We start from the raw sequence: 23,759 nt of genomic DNA on the forward strand, positions 1-23,759 counted from the left end.
TAACTCGACAGGCGCCGTCAAGCGCGATGTGTTAATCAGGGGTTAAATCGGCGGTTTCGCTGCGGGCGGTTAAGGCTGCGGATACGGCTCGCCGCCGCTGACGTCGCTCGCTCAGCACCGAATAAATGCCGGCAAGCGCCACCAGACTGGCCCCGATAAGCGTCATGTTCTCCGGTAGCGTGCCGAGAAAAATCATGCCGATAATCACTGACCAGAGCAGAGAGCTGTAGTCAAACGGCGCGAGCAGCGAGGCGTCGGCGAATCGCATACTCAGCGTCAGCAGAATCTGCGTCAGCCCGCCGCATAAGCCGCAGCCCAGCAGCAATAGCAGCTGATCGCCCTGCGGGAGCGGCCAGCCAAACGGCAGCGTCAGCAGCGACGTCGCGCCCGTCATCGCCGTAAACCAGAAGGCGATCGCGCCAGGCTTCTCTTTGCCGCTCAGATAGCGGATCTGGATCAGCGCGCCAGCGGTGCAGAGCGCGGAAAGGAGCGCCAGCAACACCCCTACCGATGACGCCAGGCTGGCGACCGTAAGCCTGGGCGGGCCGCTGAGCGACAGATGGCCCGACAGCATAATCACAATGCCAGCAAAACCGGCCGCCACCGACAGCCAGCGGTTCATACGCACCTTTTCGCGCAGCACCACGGCCGCAAGCAGCACCGTGAACAGGGGCGCGGCGTAGTTAATCGCGGTCGCATCGGTGAGTGAAATGTACATCAGCGACAGGTAACTGAGATACATGCTACAGGTGCCTGCCAGACCGCGGCCAATATGACCCTTTACGTTGCGGGTTTTAATGCCTTGCAGTATGCCGCCCTGGCATTTTAGCCATATCAGCAGCGGCGCTATGCCAACCAGAGAGCGAAAGAAGATCACCTCGCCCACCGGCAAAGCGCCCTCCAGCCCTTTTACGCAGGCGAGCATCAGCGTCGAGCTAAGGGTTGCCATGATTTTAAGTGAAATACCTGTCGACGCGCTCACGCCGCGCTCCTTCTTTTTCCATTTTTACAGGTCTTCAGATTAACGTGACCGCTCTGCACAAGCGGTGAGAAACCCGCCTCAATTCAGCGTTTTCTGCCTTTGTGAATTGCGCGCGCAGCATAAAAAGCGCGCCCGGCTTTTACCATTACAAAGTGTAAATAGCGGCAATTTTAATTTTCCGCCTGGCTTACCGCCAGCCAAATAATTCTCTGTGCCGGAAAGCGGGTTATTCCGCTTTTATTTGCTGCGGCTGCGTCGCTAAAACTGTGCCAGCCGCCACGCCTTTTCTAAAGGTAACCATCTCGACAGAAAACTAATTAACATATTGAATTTTAATAAATTATAGTCCAAAAATTCGTTTTTTTAACTGACTCTTCCTCTGTTAATCCAGGGTACATTAACGTGTTGATTAAACGAGCAGTTAAATATTCGTCATAAAAAAAGTTTTCCTGCGCTCTTTCATCTTTAAAAAGCAGCTTATTATTAATTCTGATCCTTATACCAGAGGGTTAAATTACCGCCAGGCTAATTTGAATGTGACAAAGTTCACATTTGTGCCAGGCTTAATATCACCCGAAAACGATATGCAAGGAGCTAAGCATGACTACGCAAAATGACAAAACACTCGTCCCGGTTGAATTTCCGAAACCTTCCTTCCCGGAGCAGAAACAACCTGTTCCTGGTCTCGCCAGCAAAATGGATCCGGTTCCGGATCACGGGGAAACCTCCTATCGCGGCACCGGTCGTCTGACAGGTCGCAAGGCGCTGATTACTGGCGGGGATTCCGGCATCGGCCGCGCCGTGGCAATCGCTTATGCCCGTGAAGGCGCGGATGTGGCTATCAACTATCTGCCGGAAGAAGAGTCGGACGCGGCCGAAGTGATCCAGCTTATTGAAGCGGAAGGCCGTAAAGCCGTTGCCATCCCCGGTGATATTCGGGACGAAGCCTTTTGCCAGTCGCTGGTGCAACAGGCTGTCGATCAGCTGGGCGGTCTGGATATTCTGGTTAACAACGCCGGCCGTCAGCAGTTTAACGAGTCGATTCGTACCCTTTCGACCGAAGATTTTGACGCCACCTTTAAGACCAACGTCTACGCGATGTTCTGGATCACTAAAGCGGCGGTCGATCACCTGCCGCGCGGCGCGTCCATTATCAACACCTCTTCGGTACAGGCTTATAAGCCGAGCGATATTCTGCTCGACTACGCGCAGACTAAAGCCGCTATCGTCGCCTTTACCAAGGCGCTGGCGCAGCAGCTGGGCGAAGAAGGTATCCGCGTAAACGCCGTTGCGCCGGGTCCTTTCTGGACGCCGTTGCAGGTCTGCGGCGGTCAGCCGCAAGAGAAGGTCAAAGAGTTTGGTGCCAGCGCGCCGCTGGGTCGTCCGGGCCAGCCGGTAGAGATCGCGCCGCTGTATGTGACGCTTGCCGCGGCGGAAAGCAGCTACACTTCTGGTCAGGTGTGGTGCACTGACGGCGGTACCGGCACGCTGTAATACCCTGATGTTCTGTCCACTGGCCGCCTCGTGCGGCCAGTTTTTCGTTTTATACGCTGCGTTTCAGACAAGGATGCTTCAGTGAGAAACGGTGATTATACCTCGCCCGTGCGTGAGGAAGGATTTGTCGGCCTCGGTGACTATGCGGCAATCGGAGAAGGGCGTTCTGTCGCGCTGATTGCCCCCGACGGGGCTATTGACTGGTGGTGTGCGCCCAATCTGGATTCACCGCCGCTGTTTGATCGCCTGCTCGATCCCGGCATCGGCGGCTATTTTTCCCTGACGCCAGTGCAACCCTGGCGCATGGAGCGTCGTTACCGTGACGACAGTAATGTGCTGGAAACCTGTTTTACGACCGACGAAGGCGAAGTTCGCCTGACAGAATCCATTAACAGTACCCTCGCGGGCCGTTTGCCCTGGAGCGAGCTGGCGCGTCGGATAGAAGGCGTGCGCGGCAGCGTCACGCTGAAACTGCATCTGCGCTTCGGCACGGTGGCAGAGACGCGATCGCCCTGGATGGGCAATACCACGCAGGGCAACGTGTTTCATATTGGCGATCTGATGATGATGCTGCGCACCAGCGATGACGTCGCCATCACGCATATGGACGATGAGCAGATCATTGCGGAAGTCACCACTCAGAAAGGATCCCGTTCGCTGGTGGCGCTGCTGGTCACCCAGCGCGAGCCTCTGGCCGTGCCGGATCTTGAAGCTATCGATACCCGCATAGAAACCAGCCATGTTGCCTGGAAAGACTGGTGCAACAGCCTGAGCTATGAGGGTGAATATAAGATTCACGTTAAACGCTCAGCCCTGTCGCTGAAGTTTCTCTGGTACTCCCCAACCGGCGCGCTGGCTGCCGCGGCTACAACCTCGCTGCCTGAAGGTATCGGCGGCGAAAAGAATTATGACTACCGCTACGCCTGGGTGCGCGACGCCTGTTTAATCATCAAGTCGTTCGTCTATCTTGGCGCGCTGGAGGATTGTAAAGCGGCCTTCTCCTGGCTGTCGCAAACCATTATGCGCCACGGCGTTGAACTGCGAACCTGCTACACGCTGGAGGGAGATATTGTGCCGCCGGAGCGCTACCCTCCCCTGCGCGGTTATAAAGATTCTCTGCCGGTACGCGTCGGCAACAACGCGCGCGATCAGCGTCAGCTGAGCATGTATGGCGATATGCTCGCCACCGCGCAGCTGTTTATCGAAGCGGGCCATATACTGGATCTGGACACGTCGCGCCTGCTGGGACAGCTGGCGAACCACTGCGCCGACCGCTGGCGGCTGAAAGATTCCGGCATCTGGGAGCTGCCTGACCAACAGCATTACACCCATTCGAAAATGGCCTGCTGGCTGGCGCTGGATCGGGCGGTCGAGATGGCAAAAGCGCGCCATATCGAACCGACCTGGATGGAGCGCTGGAAGCGCGAACGCGACCGGATCAGCGACTGGGTAGAGCAGCACTGCTGGTCTGAGAGCAAACAGGCCTATCTGTTCTATGTCGGAAGCGAAGACAAGCTTGACGCGTCGCTGGCGCTGGTCCATCACTACGGCAATGCCGTTAACCCTGAACGTATGCGCTCCACCTACAGGGCGATTCAGCGCGAACTGGGTCAGGGTAACGCCATGCTCTATCGCTACAGCGGCGTGGAAAAAGAAGAGAGTACGTTTATTGCCTGCTCATTCTGGCTGGTGGAAGCCTGGGCTTCTATGGGCGACAGCCGTCAGGCAAAAGCCTGTATGGAAGAGATCCTGGATACCCTGTGCAATCGCGGCAACGTAGAGATCTTCAATGAGATGTTCGACGTTCGCAGCAATGAGTGGCGCGGTAATCTGCCGCAGGGACTGAGTCACCTTGCCCTGATTTGCGCGGCCCAGGCAATGACCTGTCACCAACACCATCAAAAAACCAAAGGAGAAACATGATGGCGATCAGAGGCATTGAGCATATCGGCATCACCGTCAGCAATATCGAGCAGGCGGAAACCTTTTTTATCAAGGCGCTTGATGCGTCCGTGCTCTATCGCATCGTTCCCTGGCAAGAGAGCCAGCAGCGCATCGGCGGCGACAAAATGCGCCCGGTAAACGGTTTGCCGCCGCAGCTGAACGTGGTGGGACTGTCGATGTTGCGGCTGGGCAACGGGTGCAACGTCGAGCTGTTTCAGCTTGAACCGGGCATTGCCGACGATCTGGCGAATATCGGTCAGCCCGGAGTTAACCATTTTTCACTCTATGTCGATGATATTCACGCAACGGCGGAAAAGCTAAAGGCCCACGGCGCGCGTTTTTATGACGGTCCTAATGACTGTTTTGCTCAGGAAGCAGGGGCGGGCAACCAGACCTGGTTCTGTCTGGCTCCCTTTGGCGTACTGATTGAGTTGATTACCCTGCCCTCGCCGCTGGACTATGACAGTGAGGCGGTGCAGACGCGCTGGCTGCCTGCTGAGTAGCTGAGTAGCAACCGCAAGGGAGTGCGGTTGCCCATCACCAGGAATATTCCTAATCGAACCGAATAAAGATAAAATCTTTTTTATCACAGCGCAGAAAAGTTGTACAAGACAGATATTTTAATACAACTTTTAAAATATTCCCGTTAATTATCACCCGCTTTAAAATCCCTTTATGGCTTATATTCCTCTGTTTACTCCGTGCTTATTCATTCGCCGTGCCGCTTGCGCATTTTATATCTGGATCTACCCTTAACAGGGTAAGATGCACACAGCGATGCAGACCTGCTGTGTTATTTTCAACTCATGAAGAGGACCCATTATGGCTCAACATCGAGGCGGATCAGGTAACTTTGCTGAAGATCGTGAAAGAGCGTCAGAAGCAGGCCGTAAAGGCGGACAGCACAGCGGCGGGAACTTTAAAAACGACCGCGAAAAAGCATCTGAAGCTGGCAAAAAAGGCGGACAGAACAGCCGCCGGGGTTCATAACCCGTTATCTGCATACTTGCCTTCCAGCATGTATAGAATCAACGGATGGTGATAATAACGCCGCCATTGACTACGCCGGGTTATAAAGCCCGGCGTTTATTTTTAGTGCTGATTTAGAAAGTCTATTTACATCAGACTGATATTTATCCCGCCGCCAAAGACAACTATTATTTATTGCGCAATGCCGGGGCATCACTCAATAATAATCCGACAACTTTATTGTCTCGTTATTTTTCTCTTAATGCAAAGCCGGCCCCACTGACCGGCTTTGCATATCTCAGAAGATAGCGTTAACGCCAATATTCCAGCTCAGCTGTTGCGCATCGCGATTACCGCCCACGGCGGATACGCCAGCAAACGCATTGACCGTCTCGCCCAGGGGAACGTTAGCGCCGACCGCAACGTCTACCCAGTTACTGTCCCAGTCGCCAGAAGTGCGGCTAAATGCGGTCCGGGTTGATTTCAGCCCTGAAGTGACGGTTGCGTCAGTATCCCCGAACTGATGGTTATAGCTCACCTGCGCCCAGGGGTTGACCAGCCATTGCTGGCTATCGATACGCCAGCCAATCGCGCCTGTTTGCGTATGATGGGTTTGATCGCTGTAGCGCATTGATGTACTGCTATTGCCCTGCTCGCTATAGCCCCCTACCCGTGCATAATCCAGCGCATAGCTGGCGACCGGTCCCGTTGTTAAATGAGTACCAAGCGGCAAATCCCAGCCGGTCTGCACGCGCATCCCCAGCAGTTTGCCTCCGGTATTCCCCTGCTCGGTTCGGGTTGCCGGGCCTAGCTTTATGTCGCGCTGAATGTCGTCGAAATCCAGGTCGGCGTAATGCATATCGGCGTTAACCCAGGCGCTGCCTGCCTCAAGCTGGCTATACACCGCCACCAGATTGCCGCGCAGACGATAGTCATAGCGCGAAGAGGGCTCCTGCCGCTGGTTGGCGTTAGAAAAAAGCACCCCGGTTTGCCAGTTTTCCGTTAGCTGATAGCCCACACCCAGCGTAAAGCTGGCGGCGGTGGCATCGCCGCTGTAGTAAGCATCGCCCTTGTAGTCCACATGCTGTCCCGCATAGCCGCCGAAAACCGCGAACTGTCCGGCGCTGGATGTCTGATGGCGCTGCTGTTGCAGATGACCGTCTAACGAGTTTTGCATATCACGCGCCATGCTTTGCGGCGCCTGGGACAGCGCAGCGACCTGTAAAGGAGCATCGAGAATCGACTGAATATAATCCGCTATCAGGGCGTGCACCGCCGGGCTGGGATGGAGGTGATCAGCAAACAGGTAAGCCTGCTCGCTGGAAAACCCTGGCGTCGAGGAGGTACATATCGTCGATGAGGTGCCGACCGGACATGCCATGCCAATGGTATTGGTGATGCCATAGCGCGTCGGATCGGCGATAACCTCATTAAATAATCCGGCAACATCCACGCGTACGATATTGCCGTTGAGCGCCGCCAGTCCGTTCTCTTCCTGCTGATTATACCCCGCCGTCAGCGCAGACACCTCGCCGCTCACGAGCTGCCATGCACGGTAAAGCTGCTCCGCCAGAATGTCACGCACGGCAGGTACGGGTGATAGCTGGGCCGCCGCCTGAATAAACGCATTTTGCACAGCCTGCTGACGTGAGGCGGCGTCGGTGGTGGCGGCGCTATTAAGGGACTGGAAAGCGGCAGCCGTCGCCGCATCAGACGCCGGACCCAGTACGCTCAGCACCGTTTCGATTAGGTAGGGCGTTTCTCCTACCTGTGGCGTGGAGGGCACGATAACCGCGCCGGCGCCGGCATCCAGCAGCGTTTTCACCTGCGCGGTCGCCGCAGCCGCGCTGACGTTAAGGGTTTCACTGGCGGTCAATGGCCGGGCCACGGCAGCCGCCACGTCATTACCGCCTACCCAGTGAATATAGAGTCCGTTACTGCTGGCGCGGCCGCCGGTCGCGTTGAGATAAGCGGCCAGCTGGTTTTCAGTGTTGAGTTCAGGATTAAGTTGAGGTCTGGATACCGCGAAACCCTGCGCATAGTTACTGCCGCCCTGCGACGAAGGGAGTAACGTCTGCCCAAGCTGCGCGGCAAGAATCTCATCGTAGATCGGATGTTGACTGCTGTCCCAGGTATAACGGCCAATGTTGCCGCCGTCACTCAGGCTATCGCCGAACACGGTAAGGCTGTCCCACGCCAGAGCCGACGGCGGCAGCAGCAGAGCGCTCAGGCAGGTCAAAGCAGCGAAATGACGCACGTTATATAGCGTTTTCATTATCGACTCCAGAAATGGCGAGAAACCTGCCGTCTGGCAAGCGGGTCTGACGGCGAATGTCGCCGGACAGACGGCAAAAAGCCGCATCAGCGGTACGCTTGTAAATTATTTGTTAACAAGGATGATTAAAAATTAGTCAGAGAGCCGCGGGATTGCCAGTAATTGGGCGGGATTATCGATGAGGCGGAGGTGAAGTAAGTGCCAGTGTCTGGCTGGCACTTTTTCTCAGGCAGGCTGAATTTGATAAATCCATGCGGTCATCTGTTCGCCCTGCTCAGTGTTCACTGTAACAGGTACACGATCGTAACCGGCTTCAAATTCATCCAGCATTGACCAGTGTTGCGACAGCGCGGAAGACTGAAAAACATAGCCCTGCACAGGCGCGCCCTGCGCGTCCAGCTGAATAGCCGGAAACCCCAGCGCCGCTCCCCAGCCCGACTCGTGCAAAATCCCCTTTACCCAGCCCGCGAGCCATTCGCCGCCGATGTTTTCCAGAATATGCGCGTTAGAACGGCCTGGGCATAAGGTGCCATAGACAAACAGCTTCTCCATAAGGTCTTCCCCGACAAAATAAAAAAACGACTTTACCGATGCCGCTGCGCGCTGTCATCCCGAATAAGGAATTATCCTCAGCGACTCGCTTTTTACTGATTACAGTGAATGTCTGGAAGAAAAATGGCAAAGCGACATCTCAGCAGGTCGCCTTTTACTGATTACAGTGAATGTTTGCAGGATGGCTTCCTGATAACGCCTGAGGGTTTCAGAGACGGCTACTGATTACTGTCAATCTTTGCCTGTCAGCGAAATGAACCGGCAGAAAGCGGCTTTTGTTTACAGGATGAGCAATTTCAGCATGATGTTTGATCGTTTCTCCCCTGAAAGAAACATTCACTGTAATCAGTAATTCACGCTAAAGGCAGGACAAATAGCAGCGTCGCCGTACCAGACAAAACTGGCGATTTCAGGCTGAAACGCTTGTAGATCAAGGGGCTTACCGAGAAACCCCTTTTTTAACGCGCTACCAGCGCGTTTTCTGCATGTCGATAACGAAGCGGTACTTCACATCGCTTTTCAACATGCGGGCAAATGCCGTTTCAATCTCATCGCCAGTGATCATTTCAACGTCAGCGGTGATGTTATGCTGGCCGCAGAAATCCAGCATTTCCTGGGTTTCGCGAATGCTGCCGATGGAGGTGCCGCTGATACTCAGACGACGGAATACCATTGGCGTAACGTTCGGCGACGGGTGCGGCTGGTCAGGAATGCCGACTAAGACCAGCTGACCATTGGTTTTCAGCGTAGCCAGATAGGGATCGAGATCGTGCGGTGCGGCAACGCAGTCGAGGATAATGTCCAGCGAAGCCTGACAAGCAGCCATCTGCTGCGCATCGCGCGATACTACAACCTGACGAGCGCCGAGACGACGCGCATCCTCACCCTTTTCCGGCGATGTGGTAAACAGAGTCACCTCTGCGCCCAGCGCGCTGGCAAGCTTAACCGCCATATGACCCAGCCCGCCCAGACCCACGATGCCAACCTTATCGCCCGGCTTCACATTATAGTGGCGCAGCGGCGACCAGACGGTGACACCTGCGCACAGCAAGGGCGCAACGGCGCCCAGCGCCAGGTTTTGCGGAACCGACACCACAAAGTTCCGATCGACAATGACATGCTGCGCGTAGCCGCCAAAGGTGGTGCCGCCCGTGTATTTATCCGTGCCGTTGTAGGTTGGCGTGAAGCCAGCTTCGCAGTACTGCTCTTCCTGCTGCTGACAGAAATGGCAATGGCCGCACGAATCCACCATCACCCCAACGCCAACAACATCGCCCACTTTGACGTTGGTCACATTCGCTCCAGTGGCTTCGACGCGGCCAACAATTTCATGGCCGGGCACCAGCGGATAGCGGCTGACGCCCCACTCGTTGCGCGCCATGTGCAAATCGGAATGGCATACGCCGCAGTAGAGAATCGCGATTTTAACATCGTCCGGTTGCAGGTCGCGCAGTTCCACCTGACCTGCGGCCAGGGGTTGCGTTGCCTGCTGCGCGATGAGTGCGTTGATTTTCATAGTGTCCTCCGGATAGCTGCCTGATCGGCAAAGAAAGCGGCCCACTATAGACATCTGGATACCTTATTGGTAGTAGTTACCTTTTGGTTACCATAAGGAAAACGGCGCTATGCCTGCCTGGGTTGATGGAAAACTGATGTTTTATGCTGATTCGCCGCCGCGTCGGCTGCTGGATCTGTTTGCGGTTAAGTGGAGTACGATGGTTCTGCATGCGCTTTATCACTGGCCCGAGCATCGCGCGCGCACCGGGGAGTTACAGCGGAGTTTACAGGGCATCTCTAAAAAAATGCTGGTGCAGACGCTGCGTGAACTGGAACAGCGGGGCCTGGTGGCGCGCCAGGTGTTTGAAGTCGTGCCGCCAAAAGTTGAATACAGGTTAACGCCGCTGGGGAAGACCTTTGCCGAACCTGTCGAGCAGATGTATCAGTGGGGCCTGGATAATCAGGCGGCGCTGGATGAAATGGAGCATCACCTTCACACCGCGCAGCAGGTAGAGAAATAGAACGGTTTCTGTCCCGAATGCGCGGCATTCGGGGCCAGCAGGCGTTTATCCAAACGGAAATTCCCGCGATAGCACGCGCGCGATAACGTTTAGCGCGCCCTCGTCATTGTTGCTTTCCGTTTTATAGCGCGCGACGGCGCGCACTGGCTCTACGGCATTCGCCATGGCGAAGCTAAAGCAGGCCTGACGCAGCATTTCCAGATCGTTGGCGCTGTCGCCAATCGCCACCACTTCGCAATCGCTAATGCCCCATTTTTCCTGAAGCAGCGCGATACCATGCGCTTTATGGCAGCCGGGAATAATCAGATCGATAAAGCCGTAGCCGCTGGAGACGGGATGCATGATGTTTTCAATTTCGCCCAGCTGGTTATGCAGCCGCGCCAGCAGTGCATCAACGCCTTCATGCGCCAGGTTCAGGGAGAACTTGAAAATTGTGTCATCGATACTGTACAGGTCATCGCGTTTTTCCAGCCGGGCGTAGTGATTTGACAGCAAATTAACCACGTCATCGGAAGCTGATGAGTGGATATAGGCGCCGTTGCGGCCACAGACCACCGTGCTAATCTCGGGTTCTTTCGCCAGTATATCGAGTACCTGATGAACGCGCTCAGGGGCCAGCTCACCGCAAAAAATCTCTTCATTGCTGTCTGAAACCCAGGCGCCGTTCTCTGCCACGAAGGCAATCTCATCCTTGATCTCCGGAAAGTAACGCTGCAACTGGTAATACTGATTGCCGCTGGCAACGACGAAACGAATGCCTTTCTCTTTTAAAAGCGCGTACTGGCGTAAAAAACGCTGCGCGTTATAGCTCTTGTTATCATCCAGAAAGGTGCCATCCATATCTACCGCAATCATCTTTACCGCCATTGTCATCTCCTTGTTGAGGCTGTGGTGTCACGCTTACCTATTCAATAAGTAAAGCTTACCCGCAGTGTGGATTAATGAGAATTCTAATAATAAGAATGTTCAGGGCTTTCGGATCTTTCCTGACAGACTGTGTACAGGCTCACGAAATTCAGAGTTGATTAAAGGTCATATTAGCGCCTAAACTTACGAATGAAACACAAATAATTTACAAATGAAGAACACCTTACCCCTTCCGGAGGCAATCATGACAGAACAGACTCAGGTTACGCCTTTACCTGCCAGTATCAGCGGCGCTATCCGCGCCTTCAAGCAGCAGGTCCGCCAGCAGATCGGCGATGTCGAGTCGCTGTTTGCTCAGGTCTGTCAGCGTATCGACAGTGCGATAGCTGAAGCCAGAGCCGATGAGCAGAGGCTGGGCAGCGCATGGCCCTGCGTAAACTATGAAACGATCGCCAGAGGCGAGGTTTCGAATGAAACCCTGGCGCGAATCAAACGTCGCGGCTGTGTGGTGGTAAAACAGCAGTTCCCGCGCGAGCAGGCGCTGGCCTGGGACACATCTCTGCTGGACTATCTCGATCTCAATAACTTTGACGCGCAATATCGCGGACCAGGGGATAATTTTTTTGGCAGTCTGGAAGCCTCACGGCCTGAAATATTCCCGATTTACTGGTCGCAGGCGCAGATGCAGGCGCGGCAGAGCGAAGCAACCGCCCAGGTACAGTCATTTCTGAATCGTCTGTGGCGCTTCTCTTCACAGGGCAGGCAATGGTTCGATCCTGACGTCAGCATCATCTATCCTGACCGCATTCGTCGCCGTCCGCCCGGCACCACCTCCAGCGGACTGGGCGCGCATACTGACTCCGGCGCGCTGGAACGGTGGCTGCTGCCCGCTTATCAGCAGGTTTTTGCCAGCGTTTTTCATGGGGATATTGATGCTTACGATCCCTGGGACGCCGCATGGCGCACCGAGGTTAATGAGTACGATGTGCCTGACACCACAAAATGTTCCGCTTTCCGGACGTTTCAGGGCTGGACCGCGCTGTCGGATATGATTGCCGACCAGGGGCTGCTGCATGTGGTTCCTGCTCCCGAAGCGATGGCTTATATTCTGTTGCGTCCGCTGCTCGATGACGTGCCGGACGACGAGCTGTGCGGCGTGGCGCCGGGCAAGGTCCTGCCGATCAGCGAGAAATGGCATCCCCATCTGATCAAAGGTCTCTGCTCTATCCCGGCGCTGGAAGCGGGCGATTCCGTGTGGTGGCACTGTGATGTCATCCACGCCGTCGCGCCGGTGGAGAATCAACAGGGCTGGGGCAACGTGATGTATATTCCTGCCGCGCCAATGTGCGATAAAAACCGTCTCTGCGCGCAGGCGGTGGCCGAAGCGCTGGCGCATGGCAAATCCCCTGCCGATTTCCCGCCTGAACATTACGAAACGGCGTGGCGCGATCGCTTTACCCTTGACGATCTTAACGACCATGGTCGCCGCGCGCTCGGTCTGGCCTGAGCATCAACCGCGCAGCGTCTACTGCGCGGTCCTTCTCTGCTACACTGCGACAAACCTTTTTCCAGCTAACGGATCGCATGAACGCTCGACATCAACAGATTATTGAACTGGTTAATACACGCGGCAGCGTCACGGTCAGCGAGCTGTCCCAGTTGACAGGCGTCTCGGAGGTCACCGTTCGCCAGGATTTGAACCTGCTGGAGCGCGACCATTTCCTGCGGCGCGTCCACGGTTCCGCACTGGCGCTGGACAGCGATAACGTCGGCATGCGTATGCATACGCGCTATGAACTCAAGCAGGCGCTGGCGAATCACGCTGCTGGCCTGATCGAAACGGGCGATGCGGTATTTATCGAGGGCGGGAGCAGTAACGCGCTGCTGGCGCGGTTGCTGGGCGAGCGCAGCGATATAACGGTGATCACCGTCAGCCACTTTATCGCCCATCTGCTTAAGGACGCAGCGTGCGACGTCATCGTACCTGGCGGACTGTTGCAAAAAAGCAGTCAGTCAATGGTGGGTCCGCTGACGCGCTATTGCGTGCAGCAAATTCATTTCCATAAGGCCTTTATCGGCGTTGACGGCTGGCATGCCGAGACCGGCTTTACCGGCCGCAACATGCTGCGATGCGATGTGGTTGACGCGGTGCTGGCCAAGGGAATGCCCACCTGGGCGCTAACGGATTCGTCTAAGTTTGGTCAAATCCACCCCTACCCTCTTTCGCCCGCGTATCAGGTCAGCGAGGTGATCACCGACAGCGGACTGAGCGAGGAGACGCTGGCGCAGCTCAAGGAGCAGAACGTCACGGTGACGCGCATTGCCCAGTCCTGACGCGTTCTCAGATTTTCATATGGTCAATCAACGCCCGTAATTTAGGCGGCAAATTTTTCCGGCTGGGGAAATAGAGATAAAACCCGGCAAATTCAGGCAAATACGCCTCCAGCAACGGCACCAGCTCGCCACGCGCAATGTAAGGTCGGTAGGTCTCTTCCAGGCCAATGGCAATGCCGCCGCCTGCGCAGGCGGTTCGAATCATTACCCCCATATCGTTGGTGTTCAGCTGCGCATTGACCGCCACGTCAAATTCCCTGCCCTTTTCCGCAAACTCCCAGCGATAGGGCGCAACGCCAGGCTCGCGCCGCCAGCCGATACAGCAGTGTTGCAGAAGATCGTCCGGATGCTGCGGTATGCCACGAAGCGTCAGATAGGCTGGGGCAGCGACGACAATCTGGCGCTGTCGCCGCGAAACCGGCACCGCAATCATATCCTGAGCAATGATCTCTCCCAGTCTGACGCCAGCGTCATAGCCCTGCGCCACAATGTCGAACTCATCGTCGGTCACGGTAATATCCAGCTCAATGCGCGGGTAGCGGGACAAAAAACTGGCCAGAAGCTCGCCGTTAATGAAACGCTCCGCGATCGAAGAAACGGCCAGTCGCAGCAGTCCGCGCGGTTCGCCCGCCAGCGCCGTAATGTCCGCTACCGCCTGATTAAGCTGTGACATTGCCGGCGCAACGTCCGCATACAGCCTTTCACCCGCTTCGGTAAGACTCAGACTGCGCGTGGTGCGCTGAACCAGCAAGATTTGAAGCCGATCTTCCAGCCGCCGCAAAGACTGACTGATCGCCGGTCGGGTCACGCCTAGCTTTTCCGCCGCCACGCGGAAGTTACGTGTCTGTGCCAGGGTTACAAAAACTTCCAGCGCATTCTTATCCAGCATCATTGGTTAGCTCTGGTTACCGGTCATGTAAGGAAAAGGTGGATTATCTTTATAGTCCAGCGGGCATAAGATCACCAGACACTCAACGACAGGAGCGACACCATGAGCAATAAAGTGATCTTGATTACCGGTGCATCCAGCGGCATTGGCGCAGGTATTGCACGCGAGCTGGCGTCAACCGGCGCAATCCTGCTGCTGGGCGCACGCCGTGTTGACCGTTTAAGGACGCTGGCGGATGAACTCAAACAGCAGGGCGCAGTGGTAGAGATCGCCGCGCTGGACGTGACGTCTCGCAGCTCGGTGCAGGACTTTGCCGGCGTGGCGCTGGAAAAATGGGGGCGCATTGACGTCATGATCAATAACGCCGGAGTGATGCCGCTGTCGCCACTGGCTTCACTCAAGGTAGAAGAGTGGGACCGCATGATTGATGTGAATATTAAAGGCGTGCTTTACGGTATCGCTGCCGCGCTGCCGCCAATGCTGGCGCGCGAGGCGGGCCATATCATCAATATCGCCTCTATCGGCGCGCTAAGCGTGTCGCCTACCGCAGCCGTCTACTGCGCCACGAAATTTGCGGTTCGCGCCATCTCAGACGGGCTGCGTCAGGAGAACAGACAGCTGCGCGTCACCTGTATTCATCCAGGCGTGGTTGAGAGTGAACTGGCGGAAACCATTACCGATGCCTCAGCGGCCACGCTGATGAGCGATTATCGCGCTATCGCGCTCAAGCCCGACGCAATCGGTCGCGCCGTGCGCTTTGCTATCGAGCAGCCGGAGGATGTCGACGTCAGTGAAATTGTGGTGCGCCCTACCCGTTCGCCTTATTAACGCTACAAAAAAGGCTGCCTTGCGGCAGCCTCTTCTGGCACGTCCCTGTACGACCATCCGTTATTTGTAGATTTCAGCGGTCATGTAAACGCCATTGTCGGCGCGTGCGCTGGTAATTTTATAGCTGTTTGCGCCTTCAGCCTGCGCTTTAGCCGCAATATGCGCTTCTGCGCTGTCCAGTGTGCTGCCGTGCGCAGAGATGCTTTCTGCGGCAAAGCTACCGAATGACATCAGTGACAGAGCGGCAACGGCGGCAAGAGTCAGTGTTTTTACGTTTTTCATGGTCAAAATCCTTCTTTTGTTAGTGCGAGGCAACATGCCTTCGATGGGATATATAATAACCCACGTTACTATTACCCAACTAACAAAAAGTGCGATTTCGATCACATTTAGTTCTTTGCCAGCGCAAAGCGTACTGCGCTCTCTGCATGGAGCTGAGTGGTATCAAATAAGGGGACGCTGGCATCCTGCGCCTCTACCAGCAGGGTAATCTCAGTACAGCCCAAAATGATCCCCTGCGCGCCTTGTGCGGTCAGCTTACTCATCACCTCACAAAAGCGCATCCGGGAATCGGGACGAATAATCCCCTGGCAGAGTTCGTCATAAATCACCCGATGGATAAGCTCACGATCCTTATGTTCGGGCGTGATAACCTCCAGTCCGTATTTTCGCTTAATCTGCCCTGATAAAATGTCTCTTCCATTGTAAAGCGCGTCGCTATCAGTCCGACCTTCTCGGTCCCGGTTTTGCAGATCCGTTCAGCGGTCGCATCGGCAATATGCAATAACGGAATGGCGACGGCCTGTTGGATCTGCGGCGCCACCTTGTGCATAGTATTGGTCGCCAGTACCAGGAATTCGGCTCCGGCCTGCGCCAGAGCCTGCGCCGCTTCGGCCAGCAGCTTACCGGCTTTAGCCCAGTGACCGGCGCTTTGCAGCTTTTCAATGTCATCAAAATCTACGCTATACACCACTACGCGAGCGGAATGCAGGCCGCCCAGCGCCTTCTTAATCCCTTCATTGATGAGGCGGTAATAGAGTGCGGTGGATTCCCAGGACATGCCGCCAATTACGCCAATCGTTTTCATCGCTGCTCCCAGTCTGTCAGTGTCTGTTGCTGTAGCATGCCTGAAGAGGCAGACAAAAAAAAACCAGCCGCTGAAGCTGGCTGGTTTTGAGAAGATTGCCGCAGTTACTCTGCCCTTTCTGGCCAGCGCGCCAGGGGAAACAACGAGAGTCTGACGTTGAACAGATGAAACAGCGGGGCATAGTAGTTCACATCATGCTGCGCCAGCACTTCCAGCGACAGGATTAGCCGGTTTAACTCCTCCAGCAGCGCTGCCTGCGGTTGGGCCTGTAGCCTTCTGATGCGATTCTTGAGAAAAATACGCAGCTCGCCGAAAAAGCGATCGCTACTGATTTTTTCTTCTGCCAGCAGTGCCTGATGGCGAACATAAAAATCGTAGCAGTTTGCGCCCAGCCAGGCTTCGGTAATCAGATTACCGCCTGCGGCCAGCTCAGCTTCAGTGTCGATTCGTTTACGCGGCAGGATCACGTTAACTTTATCCAGCGTACGGGCCACAAATTGCTGTCGCATAAGTTGCGACGCGCTATTCAGCTCAACGGCCGCTATAAATTGCAGAAGCTCGCGTAACCCCTTGCGCAGCGCGCGCTTCGCCGTCCATGCCGGACGCTTGTTACGAATCACCGCCGTTAAAATAACAGCGGCCGCAATCCCTGTGAGCGTCGATAATGAAGTATTCACTATAAGCAGAAGGTTGGGTTTGAAATGGTGACTCATTCCAATCAAACCCGGAATCTGTGTCGCGACAATCAGGCCGATTAAATTGGTTGAGGGATTGGCGATGACCAGCCCCAGCGCCAGTAATCCTGGAGCCAGACAAAGCATCATGGCTTCAAACGACGTCGCTTCCGGAATCAACAGGGCGGTGTAAAGCACGCTAACGCCTATCGCCACCACAACCCCTTTAAGGAAAATTTTCATTGGGGCGAGCGGGCTGTCCATAGCCGCAAAGAAAGAGCAGAGCACGGCGGCCATCATGGGCGCTGTCGCGCCATCCACCCACCCGCTTCCTATCCAGAAAAGGCAGCACAAAAAGGTCGCCAGGAAGGCGGTGAAGCAAGAGAGCAGCAGCATGCCCTTATCGACGTGCTTGTGGCTACGCGGCACTTTACGGGTCGCCGCGCGAGGCGACAAATCGCTAACGCGATCGCCTACCGTCTGGTAGGCCTCCGCAATACGGACAAAATTCAGCAGCCTCTCAAGCAATCCGGTCAGTAGCAAACTCTCTTCAGTATTCATTTCCCCGCTTTCCCAGCTCGCTTTTAACTGCTGCTGCGCTGAGGTTAGCTGAGCTTTGATTATCTGGGTTTCCGCGCCGTGCTCCGCGCTGTTTAGCCAGTATAAAAATTGCTGGAAGGTTTGCGCGACCTGTTCAGGAAAGCGGATATGCTGCTCTGCCAGTAAACTGAGCCGGGTTTCAATCGCCGTCAGAGTGGGGATCAGATAGGAGAGATGCTGGTACTGAACGCTGACCAGCCGTATCAGACGACGCGCCGCTTCGCCTTCATAAACGCAATGGGTTATCAGCGTTTCAACATTAAGCGGATAGTTCGCCATCTGGATAAGAATATCCTCGCGCTCCAGCGACTTCTCTTTGGGTACAGCAGTCATCAGTTCTGCGCACAGCTTTCTGGCATTCTGGTACCAGAGACTGACGCTCTGCTCCAGCAGGCTGCTCATTGAGACAGGCATAATCAGCCTGTGCACCAGACTACTGCACAGGATCGCGACGCTGATTTCTTCGATACGCGATATAACGGTGTAGGTTATGTCAGCGGGCGCGGTGACATCGGGAAAGCCCATTATGGCGGCGCTGTATCCGGCCAGCATAAAGACATAGCTCTTTGGCGTTCGGTCATGCAATGACAGATAGAGGCAGAGCGCCACCCATGATGAGATAGAGAGACTAAACAGCATCGGGTCCTGTACGGTGGCGGGATAAATCAGCAAGACAAACAGTCCGCCCAGCAACGTACCGAGAAAACGAAAGACCGACTTTGAGATGGTTGAAGCGGAATAGAGCTGCGAGGCGACATAGACGGTGGTCAGTGACCAGGCAGGCTTATCCAGATTAAGTTCTAATGCAATAAAGAGAGCTAAAAACGCAGCCAGGCAAGTTTTGCCAGAAAACAGCAGCGCGCTTTTTGAAAACCACTTCATACAGTGAATGGACCTCAGACAGGCATTTTTGGCCGTATCCTGACAGAAGGTTCTCAAGATTGCTCTTCGATTATTACTACAAATTATTAACGTGCTAAGCAACTGGACAGGGGATGTCCGCATTCTTTGTTAGTCCGCTTTTACCTCCTGTTTTTTTTAAATGTTCTGATTCTCTTCTTTCTATTCTCAGGAAGAATAAGTCCACCTGAATCGTTATTTACTGGATATATATCGCGTTTGCTAAGGTGTGCTAAACCCCCAGGAGAGAAAAAAATGAAATTCAACGGAATTGCGTTTAGCGCACTCGCGCTCCTTGTTAGTTCACTGGCAACCACTGCCCAGGCAGCACCGGAAAATGTCAATATCGGGTATCAGAAAGCGAACATCTTTGCCTTGCTCAAATATCGCGGCACGCTTGAAGCGGCCTTTAAAAAAGAGGGCATCAATGTACGCTGGGTAGAGTTTCCTGCCGGACCGCAGATGCTGGAAGGACTTAATGTAGGAAGTATTGATCTTGCTGCCACAGGCGATGCGCCACCCGCGTTTGCCCAGGCGGCACAAGCCGATCTGGTTTATTTGGGCCATTCGCCAGCCAACCCTAAGACTGAAGCTATTGTCGTTCCTTCGGCATCAGCCATAAAAAGCGTCAGCGATTTAAAAGGCAAACGCGTCGCGTTAAACAAAGGTTCTGACGTTAACTATTTGCTTATTGCCGCTCTGGAACAGGCAGGGCTAAGTTATAAAGATATTACCCCTGTTTATCTGCCCCCAGCCGATGCGCGCGCAGCCTTTCAAAAGGGCGCGGTTGATGCCTGGGTTATCTGGGACCCCTATCTGGCGGAAGTAGAAGCCAGCACTGGCGCTCGACAGGTGCGTAATGCTGAAGGACTGGTGCCGCATTACACGTTCTATCTTGCAAGCCGTAAATTTGCCGACAGCCATCCTGAAACAGCTAAAAAAGTGCTGGATGAACTGAGTACGCTTAGCGACTGGGCTAATCAGCATCCGGATGAAGCGGCGGCCATTTTGTCGCAATCTACCGGGCTGAATAAAACCATCTGGCGAACCACCTTAGCAAGGTTGCCCTATGGCGCAGAGCGTATGTCTGACAGCGTTTTCTCTGAGCAGCAGAAGCTGGCTGATACCTTTTCCAGAGTGAAGCTGTTACCCGTTAAAATTGACGTGCGTTCCGCAACCTGGTCAGCGGACAAAAAATAAAGCCCTGTCATTGCCCCGCTTCAGGGGCAATTTATTTTTGTCCATTTGCCCTGGCGATTTCACCGTGAAATTCCTGACTGAAACGCAGCATATTCATAAAGTTAGAGATGAAATCCCACTGGAGAAGTTTCTGTTCTTTGTGTTCTCAATACTACGAGCAAATGCTTTCAGCTCATAATGCGAAAAGATATGCCACGCAAGAACCCGAAAATCATCTGGCGATTTCACCCTGAAATTCGCATATAAAATCATTTAAATTCATCTAGTTAAAAATGAAATCTCGCTGGAGAAGTCTTCTCTTAAGGTGCGCAATTTCAGGGCAATAACGCAGCACGGACCAGGCCATACAAAGAAGAATGCTCCACAGAAATTAAAGGCATTTATGGCGATTTCACCCTGAAATCCTTGATTGAAACTATTTATATTCATGCAGTTAGATATGAAATCCCGCTGGAGAAGCGTTTTTCAATTCTGAGCTGAGATTGTGAGATAAGGCTGAATAACAGCGGGTGATTCAAAGAGGCAACCCCTACGAAGGCGGAAATTTTTTTGGCGATTTCAGCCTGAAATTCCAGGGCAATAAGCCTAAAAACAGAGGATTAGTGATGAAACAGGCTGGCGATATCACAAAGAGGTGAGGGCAAAGCAGAGACGGAAGGCAAAAAAAATCCGGGACTGAGGTGCCCGGATTTGCTGTATTACTGATCGCCCAGATATTTATGCAGCGTCTGTTGAATGACTCTGTCCAGCTCTTCCTGTAGCTCTCTGGACTGACGATTAAATTCATAGCTGAACATACGCCCGCGGATTTTCTTACGCGCAAAGCGATCCTTATCGGCAAAGGTCCACAGATTTTCGGAAACAGGTTTGTCCTTAGCCGGGGTGTCTATCAGCGTCTGACTGCCGTTGCGTACCAGGCGAAGAATATGATTTTTAATTTCGTCCTCGGCCAGACCTTCGCGCGCGCATACGGAATCGACATCCATAGAAATCGTTTCGATCAGTCTGTCGACTGGCTGGCCCATTTCCGTAAGCTTGTCTGCGGCCATCAGCAGCGCTTTGTAATCGGGATAGGTCAGCTCTGAATGGTCAGGAAAGAGTGAAATCAGCTCTGCCGGAACGCTGGCAGCTTGCAAAGCGCGTGTCACTTTCGCCTGAGACAGGCCCTGATTCTCAGCAATTTCTTTTTGCGACAGGCCGCCATTTTTCAGTGACAGCAAACGCAGACCAACTTCACGCAGATTGTGCTCGCGCGCAGTCTGGATGTCCTGAGCCAGCCTTCTCGCTTCTTCCGTTGTTATTGGCGTTTCAGAGACCAGAATATCCAGCCCGGTTTTGCAATAAAGCGCGGCTGCCCTTCGACGGGAGCCGTCAAGGATTTCAATGCGGTCCTCGCGCTTTACGCCGATGGCGGGAAAAAACTGCTGGAGCTTGATAGTACGGATAATATCGCGCAGGGAATCAGGCGTCAGTCCGGCCTGATCGCGGCCATTGGTCTCCAGCACCACAAAGGTTTTCTCTTCTATATCTCTGGCTTCAATACGCTCCAGGCGAAACACGGCACGTTTACCCGTAGACAGGACGAACGTTTGCGTTGGCGCTTCCGATGACGCGTCAGTCTGTACTGGCGTCTGGCTGAAGGTTCTGCCAATCGTTATTCTTTTTGCACTCATAGCGACCTCAGTTCAGGCGAATAAATTCAATACGGTCAAAAACCGCTTTCGCAAAGTCTTCAGCAGCCGAACGCGCATTCTTCAATGCCTCGCTGCTGCCAACATAGGTAGAAGGGTTTGCCGAAATAACAGTATCAAACGACTCCCCGCAGCGCTCAAAACCATCCAGACGCGGCAGGGCGGCATCCAGCATATCGCCGCCAAAAATCTCTTTCGCCAGGCTATGACACAGCTTGTGATCGGCTTTATTAGAAAGTTTGGACATAAAACCGATATTGCCCTGAAGGCGGCAGGTAGCGCCGGATTCCTCGATAATATCGATCAGTTCAGGAAGGCGCGTCAGATATTTGAGCGTCGAGTGAAAATCGACCTGCGCGGGTGGAACCGGCGTCATCAGCAGGTCCGATGCCGCAATGGCATTTTTCAGGAACGCATCCAGATGAGGGCCGCTGTCGATAAAGATAAAATCATAATCTTTCTTCAGCTTAGCAATCACATTGTTGTACAGCACCGCATGAACGTTCTGTCCACTCAGATGCTCAGCGCACAGCTCATCCCAGCGTGATGCGATAAAGGCGTCATCAATCGAAGCGGGTAAGACATCCACGCCCGGTATGATTGAGGGCACAATAAACTCTTCCAGCAGCTCTTCACGGCTGACGTTCTGAAGCATTGCCTGAGCCGCCGTCGCCTCGACCAGTCCCACTGAACGTTCATGATTAAGAAACATAGTTGCAGAGGATTGCGGATCCAGATCAATGACCAGAATACGGAGATCTTCGAAAAGCAGATGAGGATGAGCACGTAAGGCATGAGCCAGCGAAACCGTTGAGACGGTCTTAGAGACGCCGCCCTTCAGATTGCCAACAAACAGGGTATAGGCCTCTGGATGGCGATCGCGATACTTTGGCACGCCGCGATGATGGTAAATATCGATAATGTTCTGGATGGACATCGCGTATTTGGTCGAACTACCGGCTGCACGTTTATCGAACTGGTAGCCGCTCTCTTCCATCTCATTGACAGCATAGTCAACGCTGGCGCGCGTCAGTTTCGGCAATTTGGCCAGAGCAGCTTTGGCGTAAACCTGGTAAAAGGTATTTTCGTGCAGCTCTTCTTTCTGGGCCTGGATTTGTTCAGTCAGGCTAAGCAGCATTCTTTCCGAACGCTGCGCAACCTTCAATACCTGCTTTTCGTCGTTAGCCATACTTGCTCCACACATGTAGGATTTGTGACTTTATACAGAAATCCTGCATAACAGGCAACAAAATATCTTTTACTCCACAATTGATGGTGATCAAAGAAAGTGCGTAATTGCTATGGGTTACAAAAAAGATTCACTGTAGTCAGTGAGGTTTCTCCACGTCCTTCTCAATAACGTTCACTGTAATCAGTAACGGATTCATTCACTGTAATCAGTAAATACGCGTTTGTTGAGCAGGCGTCGAACGCCCGCAGGGCAGGGAGGGTTTTACAGAACAAAGACAGGCGGGACAGAAAGAACAGTTGCTCTAAGATTCACTGTAATCAGCAAACGTGCGTTGCGCTACATATCAACCGAAGACATCAAGTTGCTACGTTCACTGTAATCAGTAACTCTTTCCGTTACTGTTCACTGTAATCAGTCACCCAGGCTATACGTCAGGCAAACATTCACTGTAATCAGTAAAAACAGCAGCAGGGCTATGGCCCGTCAAACAAATGTTCACTGTAATCAGCATGAGAAAATCACGGGAGGAGACTCTTTATTCAAAGATTCACTGTAATCAGCAGCAGGGAGTCAGGAGAAGAGGGGCCCGACCAGGATCGAGTGTGAAAGATTCACTGTAATCAGTAGAGGGTTATAAAATAGGAAGGTTTGCGTCTCATAGCGTGCAGCAGACAAATGATGCAGAAAGGCGAAAGCATCATAAGCATTCACTATAGTCAGTATGAGTCGGCAAGAATGCTAAGCTTTAATCTCAATCATTCACTGTAATCAGTAATTTTCCAGGCAAGCGCAACAGAAAATCCAAAAGGATTCACTGTAGTCAGTAGTTTAGTTCAAAATATATGCAATTCAGATGGTTAGGGGTCTGCAACGTTCACTGTAATCAGTATTAATCGCAACACTGTCACCTTTTGCTGACTTGCTCGCAAACCAATGTTCACTGTAATCAGTAGAAACTGCTCATTGAGCTAACACAGTATTTATATATAAATTCAATCGCCTGGATAATAACATTCACTGTAATCGGCTAGTGAACGCTGCAGCTTGCCCACTGTAATCAGTAAAAGCACAACGTTAAACCGTGCCTGTAAATATTCACTGTAATCAGTGTAGATGGGGTTAAAGAGAATGCAAGAAAGCGGCCAGAAACAATAGTAAGCGCTAACAAACCTGTAAACGCTTATGCATCCAGCGCTGAATCAGGATGTTCAGAAGAGGGTAAGCACTGAAAAGCCGGAATCTGACTGATTACAGTGAACGCTG

The 23,759-nt window shown here is 53.5% G+C and carries 19 protein-coding genes and 1 pseudogene; 9 read left to right on the top strand and 11 right to left on the bottom strand.

Annotated elements, in window-relative coordinates; genetic code table 11:
• Positions 1 to 31 precede the first annotated feature (31 nt).
• Positions 32 to 982, bottom strand: a complete 951-nt coding sequence (locus tag BBB56_RS17780; protein WP_123802272.1) for a DMT family transporter — start codon at positions 980 to 982, stop codon at positions 32 to 34.
• A 600-nt stretch (positions 983 to 1,582) separates the two neighbouring features.
• Between BBB56_RS17780 and BBB56_RS17785 the strand changes: the two genes are divergently transcribed.
• The 4 genes from BBB56_RS17785 to BBB56_RS17800 all read left to right on the top strand — a co-directional run bounded on the left by BBB56_RS17785 (position 1,583) and on the right by BBB56_RS17800 (position 5,410).
• Complete coding sequence (locus BBB56_RS17785; RefSeq protein ID WP_123802273.1) at positions 1,583 to 2,476, top strand: SDR family oxidoreductase; 894 nt, start codon at positions 1,583 to 1,585, stop codon at positions 2,474 to 2,476.
• Between the two features lie 81 nt (positions 2,477 to 2,557).
• Entirely contained in the window at positions 2,558 to 4,399 is a 1,842-nt protein-coding gene (locus tag BBB56_RS17790; RefSeq protein WP_123802274.1) for a glycoside hydrolase family 15 protein, read from the top strand.
• The gene (locus tag BBB56_RS17795; protein ID WP_233593061.1) at positions 4,396 to 4,923 is read left to right on the top strand and encodes a VOC family protein; all 528 of its coding nucleotides are present in this window, start codon (positions 4,396 to 4,398) and stop codon (positions 4,921 to 4,923) included. The genes BBB56_RS17790 and BBB56_RS17795 overlap by 4 nt, the downstream gene beginning before the upstream one ends.
• Before the next feature lie 319 nt (positions 4,924 to 5,242).
• Positions 5,243 to 5,410 (top strand): con-10 family general stress protein, encoded by a 168-nt coding sequence (locus BBB56_RS17800; RefSeq protein ID WP_103796973.1) that lies wholly within the window; start codon positions 5,243 to 5,245, stop codon positions 5,408 to 5,410.
• A gap of 277 nt (positions 5,411 to 5,687) precedes the next feature.
• Here the strand turns inward: BBB56_RS17800 and BBB56_RS17805 are convergent, their stop codons facing one another.
• The 3 genes from BBB56_RS17805 to BBB56_RS17815 all read right to left on the bottom strand — a co-directional run bounded on the left by BBB56_RS17805 (position 5,688) and on the right by BBB56_RS17815 (position 9,732).
• Complete coding sequence (locus BBB56_RS17805; RefSeq protein WP_123802275.1) at positions 5,688 to 7,664, bottom strand: autotransporter outer membrane beta-barrel domain-containing protein; 1,977 nt, start codon at positions 7,662 to 7,664, stop codon at positions 5,688 to 5,690.
• Positions 7,665 to 7,889: 225 nt separating this feature from the next.
• Complete coding sequence (locus tag BBB56_RS17810; protein ID WP_123802276.1) at positions 7,890 to 8,216, bottom strand: gamma-glutamylcyclotransferase family protein; 327 nt, start codon at positions 8,214 to 8,216, stop codon at positions 7,890 to 7,892.
• 466 nt (positions 8,217 to 8,682) lie between these two features.
• Positions 8,683 to 9,732, bottom strand: a complete 1,050-nt coding sequence (locus BBB56_RS17815; RefSeq protein ID WP_123802277.1) for an NAD(P)-dependent alcohol dehydrogenase — start codon at positions 9,730 to 9,732, stop codon at positions 8,683 to 8,685.
• Positions 9,733 to 9,841: 109 nt separating this feature from the next.
• Here BBB56_RS17815 and BBB56_RS17820 point away from each other — a divergent pair, with 109 nt between their 5' ends.
• Positions 9,842 to 10,234, top strand: a complete 393-nt coding sequence (locus BBB56_RS17820) for a winged helix-turn-helix transcriptional regulator (protein ID WP_123802278.1) — start codon at positions 9,842 to 9,844, stop codon at positions 10,232 to 10,234.
• Positions 10,235 to 10,279: 45 nt separating this feature from the next.
• Here the strand turns inward: BBB56_RS17820 and BBB56_RS17825 are convergent, their stop codons facing one another.
• Positions 10,280 to 11,101 (bottom strand): Cof-type HAD-IIB family hydrolase, encoded by an 822-nt coding sequence (locus BBB56_RS17825; RefSeq protein ID WP_123802279.1) that lies wholly within the window; start codon positions 11,099 to 11,101, stop codon positions 10,280 to 10,282.
• 244 nt (positions 11,102 to 11,345) lie between these two features.
• Between BBB56_RS17825 and BBB56_RS17830 the strand changes: the two genes are divergently transcribed.
• On the top strand, positions 11,346 to 12,608 hold the full coding sequence (locus tag BBB56_RS17830) for a DUF1479 domain-containing protein (RefSeq protein WP_123802280.1): 1,263 nt from the start codon (positions 11,346 to 11,348) through the stop codon (positions 12,606 to 12,608).
• A 77-nt stretch (positions 12,609 to 12,685) separates the two neighbouring features.
• Positions 12,686 to 13,435 (top strand): DeoR/GlpR family DNA-binding transcription regulator, encoded by a 750-nt coding sequence (locus BBB56_RS17835; protein WP_123802281.1) that lies wholly within the window; start codon positions 12,686 to 12,688, stop codon positions 13,433 to 13,435.
• 7 nt (positions 13,436 to 13,442) lie between these two features.
• Here the strand turns inward: BBB56_RS17835 and BBB56_RS17840 are convergent, their stop codons facing one another.
• Entirely contained in the window at positions 13,443 to 14,327 is an 885-nt protein-coding gene (locus BBB56_RS17840; protein WP_123802282.1) for a LysR family transcriptional regulator, read from the bottom strand.
• A gap of 99 nt (positions 14,328 to 14,426) precedes the next feature.
• Between BBB56_RS17840 and BBB56_RS17845 the strand changes: the two genes are divergently transcribed.
• A complete protein-coding gene (locus tag BBB56_RS17845) occupies positions 14,427 to 15,152 on the top strand; it encodes an SDR family oxidoreductase (RefSeq protein ID WP_123802283.1) in 726 nt (241 codons plus the stop codon).
• A gap of 60 nt (positions 15,153 to 15,212) precedes the next feature.
• Here BBB56_RS17845 and BBB56_RS17850 read toward each other — a convergent pair whose 3' ends face one another.
• The 3 genes and pseudogenes from BBB56_RS17850 to BBB56_RS17860 form a co-directional block, all read right to left on the bottom strand.
• Entirely contained in the window at positions 15,213 to 15,434 is a 222-nt protein-coding gene (locus tag BBB56_RS17850) for a YdgH/BhsA/McbA-like domain containing protein (RefSeq protein ID WP_123802344.1), read from the bottom strand.
• A 107-nt stretch (positions 15,435 to 15,541) separates the two neighbouring features.
• Positions 15,542 to 16,239, bottom strand: a pseudogene (locus BBB56_RS17855) (aspartate/glutamate racemase family protein).
• Positions 16,240 to 16,343: 104 nt separating this feature from the next.
• Complete coding sequence (locus BBB56_RS17860) at positions 16,344 to 18,395, bottom strand: FUSC family protein (protein ID WP_123802284.1); 2,052 nt, start codon at positions 18,393 to 18,395, stop codon at positions 16,344 to 16,346.
• Between the two features lie 273 nt (positions 18,396 to 18,668).
• Between BBB56_RS17860 and BBB56_RS17865 the strand changes: the two genes are divergently transcribed.
• Complete coding sequence (locus tag BBB56_RS17865) at positions 18,669 to 19,613, top strand: sulfonate ABC transporter substrate-binding protein (protein ID WP_123802345.1); 945 nt, start codon at positions 18,669 to 18,671, stop codon at positions 19,611 to 19,613.
• Positions 19,614 to 20,311: 698 nt separating this feature from the next.
• Here the strand turns inward: BBB56_RS17865 and BBB56_RS17870 are convergent.
• Together BBB56_RS17870 and BBB56_RS17875 are read right to left on the bottom strand one after the other, a co-directional pair.
• A complete protein-coding gene (locus BBB56_RS17870) occupies positions 20,312 to 21,286 on the bottom strand; it encodes a ParB family protein (RefSeq protein ID WP_123802285.1) in 975 nt (324 codons plus the stop codon).
• Between the two features lie 7 nt (positions 21,287 to 21,293).
• Entirely contained in the window at positions 21,294 to 22,493 is a 1,200-nt protein-coding gene (locus BBB56_RS17875; protein WP_123802286.1) for an AAA family ATPase, read from the bottom strand.
• Between the last annotated feature and the right edge of the window lie 1,266 nt (positions 22,494 to 23,759).

Origin of the sequence: Candidatus Pantoea deserta (assembly GCF_003813865.1) — a bacterium.
In the GTDB taxonomy this organism is placed as follows: Bacteria; Pseudomonadota; Gammaproteobacteria; order Enterobacterales; family Enterobacteriaceae; genus Pantoea; species Pantoea deserta.